This window comes from Dissulfurimicrobium hydrothermale (assembly GCF_022026155.1).
Taxonomy (GTDB): domain Bacteria; phylum Desulfobacterota; class Dissulfuribacteria; order Dissulfuribacterales; family Sh68; genus Dissulfurimicrobium; species Dissulfurimicrobium hydrothermale.
The window spans coordinates 1,288,644-1,303,060 of sequence record NZ_CP085041.1 but is presented as its reverse complement, the minus strand read 5'-3'; the positions used below and the strand labels follow the sequence as shown (position 1 = coordinate 1,303,060).

At 49.0% G+C, this 14,417-nt stretch carries 13 protein-coding genes and 1 pseudogene; 3 read left to right on the top strand and 11 right to left on the bottom strand.

The window, feature by feature from the left end; all coding sequences use genetic code 11:
* From LGS26_RS06255 to LGS26_RS06245, 3 genes are read left to right on the top strand one after another with little or no spacing between them, the layout of a single operon-like run.
* Nucleotides 1–1,242, top strand: a complete 1,242-nt coding sequence (locus LGS26_RS06255; protein ID WP_237887992.1) for a glycosyltransferase — start codon at nt 1–3, stop codon at nt 1,240–1,242.
* Nucleotides 1,239–2,039 (top strand): trehalose-phosphatase, encoded by an 801-nt coding sequence (gene otsB, locus LGS26_RS06250; protein WP_237887990.1) that lies wholly within the window; start codon nt 1,239–1,241, stop codon nt 2,037–2,039. Before LGS26_RS06255 ends, otsB begins: the two co-directional genes overlap by 4 nt.
* 6 nt (nt 2,040–2,045) lie before the next feature.
* Complete coding sequence (locus tag LGS26_RS06245; protein WP_237887988.1) at nt 2,046–3,524, top strand: alpha,alpha-trehalose-phosphate synthase (UDP-forming); 1,479 nt, start codon at nt 2,046–2,048, stop codon at nt 3,522–3,524.
* Between the two features lie 42 nt (nt 3,525–3,566).
* Here the strand turns inward: LGS26_RS06245 and LGS26_RS06240 are convergent, their stop codons facing one another.
* The 11 genes and pseudogenes from LGS26_RS06240 to LGS26_RS06195 all read right to left on the bottom strand — a co-directional run bounded on the left by LGS26_RS06240 (nt 3,567) and on the right by LGS26_RS06195 (nt 14,408).
* Nucleotides 3,567–4,340: an MBL fold metallo-hydrolase gene (locus tag LGS26_RS06240; protein ID WP_237887986.1), complete on the bottom strand. Its 774-nt coding sequence runs from the start codon at nt 4,338–4,340 to the stop codon at nt 3,567–3,569.
* A gap of 72 nt (nt 4,341–4,412) precedes the next feature.
* The gene (locus LGS26_RS09785; RefSeq protein ID WP_407932006.1) at nt 4,413–4,547 is read right to left on the bottom strand and encodes a hypothetical protein; all 135 of its coding nucleotides are present in this window, start codon (nt 4,545–4,547) and stop codon (nt 4,413–4,415) included.
* Nucleotides 4,548–4,891: 344 nt separating this feature from the next.
* Nucleotides 4,892–5,047: pseudogene (locus LGS26_RS06235) on the bottom strand (IS481 family transposase); the annotation flags it as partial.
* On the bottom strand, nt 5,037–5,183 hold the full coding sequence (locus tag LGS26_RS06230; RefSeq protein WP_237887981.1) for a hypothetical protein: 147 nt from the start codon (nt 5,181–5,183) through the stop codon (nt 5,037–5,039). The gene LGS26_RS06230 and the pseudogene LGS26_RS06235, both read right to left, overlap by 11 nt.
* Before the next feature lie 230 nt (nt 5,184–5,413).
* Entirely contained in the window at nt 5,414–6,151 is a 738-nt protein-coding gene (locus LGS26_RS06225; RefSeq protein WP_237887979.1) for a UPF0280 family protein, read from the bottom strand.
* Nucleotides 6,152–6,185: 34 nt separating this feature from the next.
* Nucleotides 6,186–7,214, bottom strand: a complete 1,029-nt coding sequence (locus LGS26_RS06220) for an NAD(P)H-dependent glycerol-3-phosphate dehydrogenase (protein WP_237887977.1) — start codon at nt 7,212–7,214, stop codon at nt 6,186–6,188.
* The gene (gene gyrA, locus LGS26_RS06215) at nt 7,211–9,667 is read right to left on the bottom strand and encodes a DNA gyrase subunit A (protein ID WP_237887974.1); all 2,457 of its coding nucleotides are present in this window, start codon (nt 9,665–9,667) and stop codon (nt 7,211–7,213) included. The genes LGS26_RS06220 and gyrA overlap by 4 nt, the downstream gene beginning before the upstream one ends.
* A gap of 228 nt (nt 9,668–9,895) precedes the next feature.
* Nucleotides 9,896–10,339, bottom strand: a complete 444-nt coding sequence (nikR, locus tag LGS26_RS06210) for a nickel-responsive transcriptional regulator NikR (RefSeq protein ID WP_237887972.1) — start codon at nt 10,337–10,339, stop codon at nt 9,896–9,898.
* 425 nt (nt 10,340–10,764) lie between these two features.
* Entirely contained in the window at nt 10,765–12,663 is a 1,899-nt protein-coding gene (gene mshL / locus LGS26_RS06205) for a pilus (MSHA type) biogenesis protein MshL (RefSeq protein WP_237887970.1), read from the bottom strand.
* Nucleotides 12,664–12,690: 27 nt separating this feature from the next.
* Nucleotides 12,691–13,863: a tetratricopeptide repeat protein gene (locus LGS26_RS06200; protein ID WP_237887968.1), complete on the bottom strand. Its 1,173-nt coding sequence runs from the start codon at nt 13,861–13,863 to the stop codon at nt 12,691–12,693.
* Nucleotides 13,863–14,408 (bottom strand): pilus assembly protein PilP, encoded by a 546-nt coding sequence (locus LGS26_RS06195; RefSeq protein ID WP_237887966.1) that lies wholly within the window; start codon nt 14,406–14,408, stop codon nt 13,863–13,865. The genes LGS26_RS06200 and LGS26_RS06195 overlap by 1 nt, the downstream gene beginning before the upstream one ends.
* Between the last annotated feature and the right edge of the window lie 9 nt (nt 14,409–14,417).

The window sequence follows — 14,417 nt, the reverse complement described above, 5'->3', positions numbered from 1 at the left end:
ATGAATGATCTATTAAAACAATATGCAGAGGCCGCAGGCTACGATGCAATAGGGCACCTCCTGCAGATTGCAGAAAAGATAAAAGGAAAAAGGATAGTCCATGTCAATTCCACTAAGGAAGGAGGGGGTGTAGCAGAAATCTTGAGGAAGATGGTCCCATTGATGGAGGCCCTTGATCTTGATGTAAAATGGGCCGTAATAAAGGGAACGGCTGACTTTTTCCAGTGCACAAAGGGCTTTCACAACGCGCTTCAGGGCTACAAAATAAGCGTCAAAGAAGGGCTCCTCAAGACATACGAAAGGGTAAATAAAGAAAACGCCGAGGAATTGAGGCCCTTGCTCTCCGATGCGGACTTTGTGATAATACACGACCCGCAGCCTGCCGCGCTGTTGAATTACATGCCTGAGAGACGCGGTAAGTGGGTATGGAGATGCCACATTGACTGCAGCAGGCCTTACCGCCCGGTCTGGAAATATCTGAAAAACTGGGTAGGCGGCTATGACGCCAGCATCTTTTCGCTGCCCGAATTCGCCCAGCCGCTCCCGCATACGCAATACATCATCGCGCCAAGCATCGATCCGATCAGCGACAAGAATATACCCTTGCCTGACAAGGAGGTTGAAAACGTGTTCGAACGATTTGGACTCGAAAGAGACCTTCCCCTTCTTGTTCAGGTGTCCCGTTTCGATCGGTTCAAAGACCCAGTTGGGGTGATTCAGGCATTTAAACAGGTACACAAGATGACGCCTTGTCAGCTGGTGCTGGCTGGGGGTGGTGCAACAGACGACCCTGAGGGAGAAGTAGTGTTCAAAGAGGTGATGGAGGCCGCAAACGGCGACCCTAACATACACATCCTCTTGCTTCCGCCCGATGCACACAGGACCATAAACGCCATTCAAAGGGCTGCCGACATCATCATCCAGAAATCCCTGAAAGAAGGCTTCGGCCTCACTGTGACAGAGGCCATGTGGAAGGGGAAACCCGTTGTGGCCGGAGACACCGGTGGCATCAAACTACAGGTAGTGGACCACTACACAGGCTTTAGGGTCAAAACCCCCGAAGGTGCGGCGCTCCGCATACGTTACCTGCTATCTCATAGAGACATAATGGCTAGGATGGGCGAAAAGGCTCATCGGTTTGTATATGAGAATTTTTTGATCACCCGCCATGTCAGGGAATATCTCACATTGATGATCAGTCTGATGAACGGACTTAGCGATAGGATAGACATGACGTTATGAAATTGCTAAACGATGGCCTATCAATCGATTCATTCTGGGGGCGCCTGGCATCGAGCGGCAACCGCATCCTGATGCTGGATTACGACGGGACCCTTGCACCTTTCAGGCTGGAAAGGGACAAGGCTATGCCGTACTCAGGCGTTAAAGATGCACTAACAAGGATAATGGACATTCCAAGATGTCGGGTAGTCCTCGTGACCGGAAGGACGGTAAGCGACATAGCCTCGCTCATAGACATACATCCGCTCCCTGAAATATGGGGGGCTCACGCCATGGAACGACTGGACAAAGACGGAATATATGAGCGGAATCCCGTTCCGCCACAGACCGAACAACTCGTGACCGATCTTTATAATTGGCTGTTTTTAAAAGGATACAAAAGCCAAACAGAACTGAAACCAGGCTGTCTCGCCTTTCACACAAGAGGGATGGAGGAGGATGATGCGAAGAGGCTCATTCTTGAGATAAAAGACAAGTATTTGGAACTTATCAAGAATAATAAACGGGAAGACGATTTAGAGACACATTTATTCGACGGAGGAATCGAATTCAGAACCAGGGGCGCAGATAAGGGCAGGGCTGTAAATGCCGTTCTGAGAGAAGGCGGTATGGATGCGGCTGTTGCATATCTCGGGGATGATTTCACCGACGAAGACGCATTCAAGGCCATCAAGGAAAAGGGCTTAGGGGTTTTAGTCAGACGGAAATATAGGGAAACGGCCGCCGATCTCTGGATCTCGCCGCCTGATGAATTGATCGATTTTTTATCGTACTGGGAAGAGATGTGCAGGAGGTGAAAAAATATGGCAAACACTCCGGAAAGACTCGTTGTGGTCTCCAACCGCCTGCCGGTTTCCATCAAGAAGACCTCCGCCGGCTGGGAGATCAGGCCAGGGAGCGGCGGGTTAGTCACGGCCCTCGCACCTGTACTGAAGGATCAGGGAGGTATATGGATAGGATGGTCAGGGGGCATAGGAGATCAGGAAATTATGGAGCACATCAAAACGGCCTCGGCCGATTCAGGCTTTGATCTCCATACAGTGCCGCTTACCGCCGATGAAATAAAAGACTATTATTATGGCTTTTCGAATGAGATCATCTGGCCTCTTTTTCACGATCTGCAGACAAGGTGCAATTTCAGACCTGAATATTGGTACCGATACATCGAGGTAAATAAAAAATTCGCCGATAGGATCGCCGCCTTGTCAGATGAGAATGATTTTGTCTGGGTCCATGACTATCATCTGATATTGACTGCCCAAAAACTAAAAGAAGCCGACGCATCAAGAAAAATAGGTTTTTTCCTTCACATCCCCTTTCCATCTGTGGATATATTCATCAAACTGCCCTGGAGGGGTCAGATATTAAAAGCCTTGCTCAACTATGACATAATCGGTTTTCAGACCGCCAGAGACAGAAGAAATTTTGTAAACTGTATACACATGCTCTATCCTGATATAGACATAGATTGGGAAGCCCATATTGCAATAACGACGGTAGGGGGAAGGGAAGTCAGGATCGGTGCGTTCCCCATCAGCATAGACTTCGGGGCCTTTGCAAGGGATGCTGCCTCCCGCGAGACCAAAGAAAGGGTGCAATACCTCAAAGAGGCGATGCCAGAGTGCCAGGTGATCCTGGGGGTGGATCGTCTGGACTACACGAAGGGCATACCCGAACGGCTTGAAGCCATGCGCAACGCCCTCAGGCGATATCCGGATCTGCATAGAAAGATCACACTAGTCCAGGTAGTTGTACCAAGCAGACAGAATATCCCCGAATACGGCCTGCTCAAGGCGAGGATAGAACGTATGGTTGGCGAAATCAATGGCGAATTCACCAAGGCGGGGTGGGTCCCTATTCATTATTTGTATCGGCACCTGGACCGATGCGAGCTCCTTTCCTATTACAGATTGGCGGACATCGCCCTGGTAACACCGCTCAAGGATGGCATGAATCTGGTTGCAAAGGAATATTGTGCCTGCAATTATACAAACCGCGGCGTACTCATCTTGAGCGAGTTCGCAGGCGCTGCATCCCAATTGCATCAGTGGGCATTAATAGTTAACCCATATGATATCGAAGGGGTATCGGATGCAATACACAGCGCCTTTTATATGGATGAAAAAGAAAAGATGGACAGGATGAAAAAACTGAGGGCATCAATAAAAAAAAGGGATATCTTCTGGTGGGTCAAGAATTATCTCGAAACTGCACTTTCCAAACACCCTTCAAGCAGACCTACAAACAAGGAAACCACTTCCCTGGCAGCTAAGGTTCCATGACCATATGGTCGCCTAGTGCTGTCTTCGATCCCAACCGCCATACTAAAAGTCCATCACGATACGCATGAGGTCTTCAGCCAGAATCACGGCGCCGTCGTAGACAGCCTTGCATGGACCCATGATATCATGTTCATCACAGATAGGATAGAAATGCGTAAGGAGGAGCGCCTTTACACCGGCTTCCGCGGCGATGCGCCCGGCCTCTGACGGAACGAGATGGCCCCCGACCTTGAACCCTTCAGGTGCCGCACATTCACACACCAATAAATCCGCCCCGCTTGCGAGCTCTACAATACCATGGCATATATCGGTATCGCCCGAAAAGACAACAACCTTGCCATCAGGACACTCGATACGGTATGCAAGGCTCTGGGGGGTGTGCTCCACAGGGGCGGAACGTACGACAAAGGGCGGCAGCTGAATAGCGGCCGACATCTCGCATGGAAGCTCCTCAACCATCAAACGTCCGTCTTTGGGCTCAACCCATTTCCCAAAGGCCTCTTTCATGGCTGCATAAAACTTTTCAAACCCACGGGCAGCAAATATCTTGACAGGGGCCGTTCTTTTATAACCAGGCGCATATTTCATGGCAAAGATAAACGGGACGAACTCGCCCACATGATCCGGATGAAAATGGGTGTAAAGGACTGTGTCAATTGCATCGTGCGGTATACCGGCCTTGGCCAGCTGCCTGAGCGTCCCGGCTGCACTGTCAATCAGGAATGTCTGTCCGCTGGCCATGAGGCAAGCCGACGGCCCGGCCCTCCTAGCGGAAGGTACACACGTGCCTGAGCCAAGCACAATAAGTTCTATCATATAATCTCCTTAACATTGATGATCTCGTAAAAAGTCATTATATGAGATGGCTATCTGTCGCCTCTCGTGAGATTATACAGATTTTTGCAGTATCTGATTATTATATATTCTGAGATAGTGATTTAAGGTGTCCCTCAGTTCTTTTGCTGAGTTGAATCTCGTCTGTAAGATTATCTCCTCAATACGTCCATTGAACCGTTCAACCATTCCATTGGTCTGTAGATGACGCGGCCTTATCAGGCTATGCTCTATCCCGCTTTCAAGACAGACCTTATCGCATTCATGTCCTCCTGAAGGCTGTCTTTCCCCAGTACAGGAAAACCTGTCAGTAAACTCCTTGCCATTATCAGTAAGTACCTTTTTAATATTAAATGGCGCCTTTTTATAAGCCTCTTCATAAAAGACAGGGATGAAGAGGCAGATTTACCTGTCTGCGTGCAACGCACAGGCAGATCAGATAATACCTCAAAATATACCCATCTGGTGACGCGGTCTATGGCCGCGAACAGATTCCGGCTGATTTTCATCTGTCATACTTTTTTAAGTTCAGACAGATTGGAGACGCCATAACGCCTCAGACACCGATCAAGACCGGATCTTGATACATGGGAGTTTATAAACTCATGCACAGGCACCAGAAGGTCATCCAGCGGAAGCAAAAGGGTCTTTCTCAGTTCAACCGCTATTATCTCCTGTTCAGGACTGAGCACAGCCCTCAGGTTGTGGGGTATAGAGGGATATGCCATACTGTCTGGCCAAGGCGCGTTCAGAAAGCCCTGACTGTCTGATCTCTTTTCTTATAATGGGCGTTGTCCTGGCATTCTTATGCAGTCTTATTGTCATCCCACACCCCCATCCTGATCTCTTCTTTTAACCTGCTCAAAAACAACCTGCCATAAAATAAACCGTAACTCCTGATAGGTAAATAATTAGAGGGGATGGAATGGCTAAACAAAAATCGTCAAATGCAAGGCACGCAAATCCTGAGGAATGAGACGTACTTCCTATACGCCACAGTGACGACGGATGCAGCGCAATACAGCAGTCGGCGACTTTTTGCAACGCCATCAACATTAACAAGCTGAAACTGGTGCAAGCTCCACCTCACCCCATGCCCCAAGTCTTGTGCCCTTGATTATCACTCCGCCCATGACCCCTTCGATCCCGCCCATATATTCAAGGGCGGCATCTATATCCATCTCGGTCTTTACCATATTTCCAACGGCCGTCGCTGCAGCGTCTGCGAGCGCCGTTGATCTTGACAGTATGGTCACAGCATCGGCCGTTCCAAAACTCCTCGAATGTCCAACGGTACCGGATGAGGTGCAAATCCCTAGCGGAGTCGCTTCAGGCATTATCCTCAGCCCTATCCTTCCACTCAATGGAGACTTCCCGGCCCAGATAGCCGAAATAAGGGGCCTTCTATCTATGCAAATAAAGATATCGCCACCGTTTTCCACGATAACCTCTCCTGATGTAAAATCAGCGCATCTCACCCCGACATATTCAGCCACAGCACCTGCAACTGCCGCCATCGGACCGACCCCTGCCGTTTTAGCGGCGGCAATCATCTCTTTGACAACAGGCGGGGCAAATGGGTCTTCAGGAACGGGCGTATAGCTCTTAAAAAAACCTGGATGTCTTGCCCCGTATTCCTCGATAAAAAGTCTTGCCTCAATCACCCAGCCCGAGACTTCACGGGATAGGTCTTTTCCGGTCTGTATATGGAGATCTGTCTCTTTATGACGCACCTCAAAGGAAACAAGACCTTCTCTCGTCATGAATGCACGATAGATACGCCTCTCGCCCATAGACTTTTATTGACGACCGGCCGGCCCGGCCGGATCAAAGGCCACCCAATTCTTCATTGAGCGGTCTTGAAAGGAGTTCTCTTACCGCATCTCGCGGGTCTTTGCCTTTATAAATTACACTATAGACCTGAGCAGTAATAGGCATTTCGATATCATATTTTTCGGCCAGGGCATGGGCGGAGCGGGAGGACCTCACACCTTCCGCCACCATCTTCATCTCATCAAGTATTACATCTATAGACATGCCGCGGCCTAACTTCAAGCCGACCTGTCGGTTCCTGCTCAGATCCCCAGTACAGGTCAGTACCAGGTCTCCAAGGCCAGCAAGCCCTGCGAATGTCAAGGGATTCGCCCCGAGACGCACCCCTAGGCGGGTCATCTCCGCAAGTCCTCTTGTGATGAGCGCGGCCCTTGTATTTGCCCCGAAGCCCATACCGTCCGAGATGCCTACGGCGATAGCCATCACATTCTTAAGGGCGCCGCCAAGCTCCACGCCAGTCACATCCTGGCTTGTATAGACCCTGAAGGTCTCCGTAGAAAACAAGCTCTGGAGCGCCTTACAAAGGTGTCTGTCACGGCAGGCAAGCGTTATAGCGGTAGGCACAGAAGCAGCTACCTCTTTTGCAAAACTGGGCCCGGAAAGCACAGCGAACCTGCCGTAAAAGGCTGAACAGAACACCTCTGTCAAAACGCCGGTCATTGTAAGGAGCGTCTCGTTTTCTATGCCCTTTACGGCAGAGACAACGGCCTTCGGGAGACGCGGGATAGGGATCTCTTTAAACACATCGGAAACAGCCTCTGCAACCATCCTCAGGCCATGAGACGGTACGGCAAAGACAAGCAGGTCCCTATTCAGCAAGGCGTTTGAGAGATCAGATGCGACGCATAGCGGATCAGGAAACTTGATGCCTGGGAGATAATCAGGATTTTCTCTGAACCTGGCCATGATCTCAGCAAGTTGAGGATTCCTGGCCCAGAGCATCACGTCAAACCCTTTCCCGGCCAGAAGCACGGCGATGGCCGTACCCCAACTGCCCGCACCTATCACGGCGACCCTCTTCATTCCCCTTCCCGTTCAGCAAGCTTGGCTACAGCCGCAAGTTTATCGCCCTCTGCAAGCTGGATGAGGCGCACACCCTGGGTAGAGCGCCCTATCGTACGCACATCAGACGCCCTGATCCGTATTATGTTTCCGCTTGTACCAACAAGCATGAGCTCGTCTGTATCATCAACCATCAAGACATTTACAACGCTTCCAACTTTATCTGTAGTCTTTATATTTATAATACCCTTGCCGCCCCTTGACTGCACCCTGTACTCTTCAATGCTTGTACGCTTACCGTAGCCGTTTTCGGTAACGGTCATAAGCGTGCCGCGGCCACCTGAAATGATAACCATATCAACGACATGATCGCCATCCTTGAGGGCTATCCCTTTGACGCCGGCCGCAGTACGTCCCATCTGCCGCACGTCGTTTTCGGGGAATCTTATGGAAAACCCCTCCCTTGTCCCAAGAAAGATATCCGCCTTTCCATCGGTCATATCCGCCGCAATCAGCTCATCATCCTTATTTATCACTGCGGCGATGATGCCGGAAGGTCTGGGCCTTGAAAATTCATCAAGCCTGGTCTTCTTTATCAAACCCTTCTTCGTAGCCATCACTACAAAACGGTCAGGTTCAAATGTCCTTACGGGTATGACGGCAGCTATGCGTTCGTTTCGCCCTTGGTCAAGGGGTAAGAGATTGATAAGCGCCTTTCCGCGACTGGCCCTGGACCCTTCGGGTATCTCATGGACCTTTATCCAATATATGCGGCCCAGATTGCTGAAGCACAGGAAATAATCATGTGTGGATGCAACAAAAAGGTGCTCGGCAAAGTCATCTTGTTTGGAGGATACCCCGGCAACCCCCTTTCCTCCGCGCCTCTGACTCCTGTATAGACTTACCGGATTCCGTTTTATATAACCACCATGTGATAGCGTTACAACCACATCCTCCTCGACTATCAGGTCTTCAATATCGATCTCTTCAGGATCGTCGACGATTTCACTCTTCCTTGCATCGCCATATTCGGACCTTAACGCCTTGAGTTCCTCCTCGACGATCTCCAACACAAGAGCGTCACTCGCCAAAATGGCCTTATACCGCTCTATGTCTTTAAGTATCGCGGCATATTCATCAAGGATCTTATCGCGCTCAAGACCGGTCAAACGTTGAAGCCTCATATCCAAGATGGCCTGCGCCTGTATAAGTGAGAGGGCGAACCGCTCTATAAGGCCTGATTTCGCCTCCTGAGGGGTTTTCGATGCCCGGATCAGACCGACAACCTCATCTAGGTTTTCAAGGGCTGTTTTAAGCCCCTCCAGTATATGGGCCCGCTCTTGCGCCTTTTTTAGTTCATATGTAGTACGCCTTATAATGATGGTCTTCCTATGTTGGAGAAAGTGGGTCAAGAGCCCTTTGAGATCAAGGAGTTCCGGCCTTCCGTTTACAATAGCGATCAAGATGACGCCAAAGCTTGTCTCCATCTGGGTATGTTTGTAAAGATGATTCAAAACCACCTGGGCCACCCCGTCTCTTTTGAGCTCCACTACTATCCGCATCCCATCCCGGTCGGACTCATCGCGGACATCATGTATGCCATCAACCTGTTTCAAGCGCCCGAGCTCTGCTATTTTTTCGACCAGCTTGGCCTTGTTGACCTGATATGGTATCTCGGTGATAACAATATTCTCACGCCCTCCCTTTGCGACCTGCTCAATAAAGGCCCTGGCGCGGATCTTTATAACGCCTTTGCCTGTCTCGTAGGCCGATCTCATGCCGGCCTTTCCACAGATAAAACCGCCGGTCGGAAAATCAGGGCCATGGATATATTCCATGAGTTCGGAGATGGTTATGTCAGGGTTCTTTATAAGGGCTATGAGGCCATCCACCACCTCGCCGAGATTGTGGGGCGGGATGTTGGTGGCCATACCGACAGCAATGCCTGATGCGCCGTTTACAAGGAGATTGGGGACCTTGGAAGGCAACACAACCGGTTCTCTCAAGGAATCGTCGTAATTCGGTACAAAATCAACGGTCTCCTTATCTATATCTGCCATAATCTCATGAGCGATCTTGGCAAATCGTACTTCTGTATAACGCATGGCTGCAGGAGCATCCCCATCGACGGAACCGAAATTGCCCTGACCGTCTATCAGCGGATAACGCATTGCAAAACCCTGGGCCATCCTGACGATAGTATCATAGACGGCGACATCGCCATGTGGATGATATTTACCTATGACATCACCCACTATCCTTGCCGACTTTTTATATGGCTTATTGTAATCATTTCTGAGCTCGGACATGGCATACAATATCCGCCTATGTACAGGCTTAAGCCCATCTCTTACATCAGGCAATGCACGTCCTATGATTACACTCATTGAATAATCCAGATACGACTTTTTCAGCTCATCCGCGATGTCTCGGGTCTTTTTCTGCTCAACAAAAAACTCTCCCTGTTCATGCATCTCTATGGCTCCTGAATCGTGAAAATATGACTCGACCTTTGTGACTGATCATTTTGTTAAAATCTGAAAGATATATTCTGCCGGTAAATAAACAGGACATGCCGTAAAATATCCCAAAGGGACCTCTAAAAATCTAGATTTGTCATTTCTGCACAAACAGAAATCCAATGAAGATCAACAAATATGGATCCAGGCTTTCGCGGAAATGACGGATCGTCAGGGACACAACTAACTAAGATCAGCCCCTGTAGTAGTCATGGTGAGCTTGCAATGTTTGACACCCTTCAAGGCCTTCAATTTATCGGCAAGGCCTTCCAGGGCCCCTGCCTTGCCGCGGACTATGGCGACCTCAAGGCAATTACTGTGATCCAAATGGACATGCTGCGATACTATGACATGCTCCGAAAAATCATGCTGAATATCAACGATTGAATTTACAAGTTCCCGCTTATGATGATCATAGACATAGGTGATGGTCCCGACCACCTCCTTGCCTTGTACTTCCCTCTCCCATTCCTGTGCTATCAATTTTTCCCGAATAAGGTCGCGAATCGCCTCAGATCTGTTACTGTATTGACGTGCCCTAATGTAATCATCAAAATTTCTAATGAGATCTGATGGTATGGAGACGCCGAATCTCGTTATGGATCTGTCGCTTGTCAACTCACCCATAATTCACCTGAAATTTAAAAAATATTAAACAGCAACGTCCTAAATTGTCAATAAGTTAAAGTACCTTGATTAATGTATTTATTTGAATTTTAAAGATAGAGAATTAACACTCCCAGCTGAAACATGCCAATAAAAATAAAACACCTTTATTTATAAATTAATATAGCGCTTTTTGAATTAATGATGCAAGGCAATGGCATCAATCCTGTCTGCCGGCAGGCAGGCATCCATGATTCTGTGTATAGCTGAAATGTTTGCGCCCGAAGGGTTTGAACAGGGAATGCCTTGACCTCAACGATACCTGATGAGGGATTTATCCAGACATTGACTGGTGCCTTGCCACATAAATGACCTGCCACACCTGCTGTTTAATTAAATGCCACCCCAGACATACCCCCTGTCTTAAAAGGGAAGCAGGGGGTCTCTTAAAGATTCACGATTTCCGGTCTCAGTAAAATGACAAGCTCCCTTTTTTGCGTAGTTTTTTGAGTATTCTTGAACAGCCTGCCGATCAGCGGCACATCGCCAAGCAAAGGGACTTCGCTGTTATTGGTTTCTATATTTTCATCGATCAGACCGCCAACGACTAGTATCTGGCCGTTCTTCACGCGGGCCACTGTGGTCAATTCCCTCATAAAAACTCTGGGAAGCCCGACTTGTGCAAAACCTGTCGCCTGACTCCCGATAACTACCTGATCCGGAGGGTCTTTCTCCAATTTTGAGGTTACAGGCGTAAGTTGCAAAACCACTTCATCATCCGATGAAATATTGGCCATTACACCCAATCCGACACCTGAAAGAACATTTCCAGTCTCCGTCGTATAGGTGGTCTGGCCGCCGCCACCGATGTTATTGTTTATGGTTGAAGTGACCTTTGCCAGATAACTTATGCTCGTACCGACGGTCATCATCGCGCTCTGGCCGTTCATCAAGGTCAATTTTGGATCGGACAGGACCTTCGTATGACCATATTCTCCAATGGCGTTGAGGAGAAGGGTGAAGGCCTTGTCTCCCATTGTAAGCTTGCCGATAAATTTCGTACCCTGTTTTGGGACAACAACACCGCCATTGCCGAATGTCACCTTGAAATCAAACGGCGAATTCTTAAGAAGGCCAGTCCAGTCGATGCCTTGCTGAGAATTTTGGTTGAGATATATCTCGACGATCTTCGCCTCTATAACAACCTGTCTGGACATCTCTTTTTTAAGCGTATTGAAATAGTTTTCAACCTGCTCAAGTATTGATTTAGGTGCCGTGACGGTGACAATGCCGAGCGGTTTATCTATTGTATAATAATATCCTTCCCTTTCGCCGAGTTTATCCGTAGCATCACCTGGTTTGACTTTTACTTTTTGTTTACTAGAGTCCGTTTCGGACCCCTTAATCAAAAAGGCCATCTTTCTTTCAGACCTAGCCTTCTCAAGACACAAGGCCTGTTCAGCCGGCATTTGGGGAAACTGCTGCTCGCAAAGCGCCCTGATCCTGTCCTCCTCTTCAGGCGTAAGCTCGCCGCCTATCTTTTGCTGGGCCTGCGCAGTAGCAAGATTGAGTATCTTGTCAAGATTTTTCTTGATAGACACCCAGATATCCACCTTATCACTATCATGTTCAGAAGAAAGCACGGCCTTCAGTTTATCACCGCCGCCCGAACCGCCTTGGCTGCCACCAGAGACACTTGCACCACCCAACAAATCCCCACCTACGCTTGTCTTGTATGAAGTTTCCATAAACGGCATGGGTAGATAAAATCTCTTTGTGTCTTTATATCTTACTGTTATCGTGTTATCTTTGAACTCGTAAAAGTAATCAAGCTGTCTCAATATGCCTGAAAGGGCCTTCCAGAAGTCATCATCGGCATTGATGTTGACCTCGACCGGTAGATCCTGATTGACGTCGCTCGCCCAATTGACGCTCATACCCTTTAATTTGGCAAGTTGTCTTACTGCATCGCCCAACCTCACTCTGCCGCCCCTCGTGTGGATATCTGCACCCACAGGCATGGCGGAGAGCTTGGCCTCGTTTGTCTGGATTGCGACATCTCCGACGGAATACGCAGGCTGCCACATCACACCAGGACGATAGACCTTAGCCGCCGCACCACCTGTATTATGGGCACCGGCGGCGAGAGACGAACCATCTGCCGCATTAGCACTATGCGGTATTGCAACCTGCTCTATGTCCACTGCAGCGGCAAAGGGTTTCTTCTGCACACTGTCTGTATTTACTGCGCAGCCATAGGCAATCATCACAAAAAACAGACATAAAAAAATAAGACTGTATCTTGCCGCCGGCCTTTCTTTAAATTTAAAATGGATTTCTCCCATACCCAATCCTCCAAACCGCTTAAAGATTCAATGAAATCCGCCTGCGTGGGTTGTAAGCCGATCTAGTCTCGCCCTGGCCTGTTGCGAGATGTCATCAGGGACCCCATGTCCAGCGTTTATAATCGCCCTGTATTCGGCGATCGCCTCCCTGGTACTGCCAAGGCCTTCATAGACCTCGCCTTTCAACATCATCATCTCGGGAGAAATCGAATAGTTATTCTCAATACGGTTAATAACGCGAAGGGCATCTCGATAAAGACCTTGGGAAAAACAAAACACTGCATAGTTGTAAAGCGTCTTGAGAGAGGGTTTGTCAACGCTGATCGCCTTTTCAAAATAGGCCCTTGCCTCTGTATTTTTCCCCATTCGGGCGAGGGCTATAGCCGCAAAGGTTGCAGCCTCGCTGTCTTTAGGAGTAAAGCTCAAGGCCTTTCTTGCATAATTCAATCCTGTAAGCTCATCGTCTTCACGGCCAAGCGCCATTGAAGCCACCTTCTTGGCAAGGCTTGTATTTTCAGGCCACATATCAGATGCGCTTTTATACAATTCAAAGGCCTTATCAAACTCACCCTGCCTTTCAGCCTCGATGGCGTCTTTGACAAGCCCTTCCGCCCTTGTTATCTGGCCCATCGGGGTCTGATATCCAGCTCTTGACTCCACAACCAGCCTGTTCGCCGGCATAGACTTGAGCGTCATATCCAGACTCCCGAGCCCCGACATGCCACTCTCGCCCACCCACGCAACTTTCTTGCCCGCAGGATATATCATGATGGTATTATCACGTTCGATGCTTTCAAGCCCCTTGAGGCTCTTAACGACCTGCAATACGAATGTCCACGGCACATTTTGTAGGGAAAGGGTCAAGTCACCTTTTACATCTTCATCAACAACTATGTTTTTGCCGCTTACCTCGCCGATAAGCCTGAATACGTTATGTATATCAGTCTTATAAAAATCAACACTTATGAGCGCAGCAGACCTTACGGGATTGGGTGCTGGCGAAACACCATCGACATTCTGCCGGTTGTCCAATCCCTGGGGTGCACGTCTCTGCAGGTCATTCAGCCACGATGAGACATCTGTCTGAGCCTGTGTCTGGGCATATAAAGCCGACATACCTACATGTAGAGGCGTATCGAACATCAGGGAGATCATGAGCAGAAAACCCAAAAAAAACCGTACCCTCATTTGCCGAACCATTATTGTCCCTCCGGATGCAGTGGCAAAACCCTCTCTCTTTCAAGCGGCCGCCCTCTCATATCCTCGATTTCCTCTTCAACTACCACCCGGTCTGAAAGGATGTCCTTTACGACACCCTTATTATAGCCGATCCTAACCCCCCTTTTTATGATGTATCCCTTTCCTGAGGCGTCCTGTACCATCGCTATCTTCTTACCGCCGGTTTCAGTGACAATCGCTGTCAGGTTCAGCTGCCCTAAATCCATGCACTCAAGTGGTGTCGCGCAGGCCTTCTCAACCCCTCTCTTGGCAACCTGGGCCCTGATAAACGGTTGAAAGGGATCGGGCTTCCCCTCTGGGTCATAGGCGTATGGAAGCGGCGCAAGCAGTTTCCGGAGCCTCTCCTCCATATCCTTCAAATCCGCTGAGCTCGCCTTCCTTGGATGGACCTGGGTAACGACTATAGTAGGTTTACTTTCACAGCCTGCACACATCCATACACAAACAGCCGCGGCCAAAACCGCAAGAAGCCCCTTAGTATGTATACCTATGTGTCTTTTATCCATGACTACTTC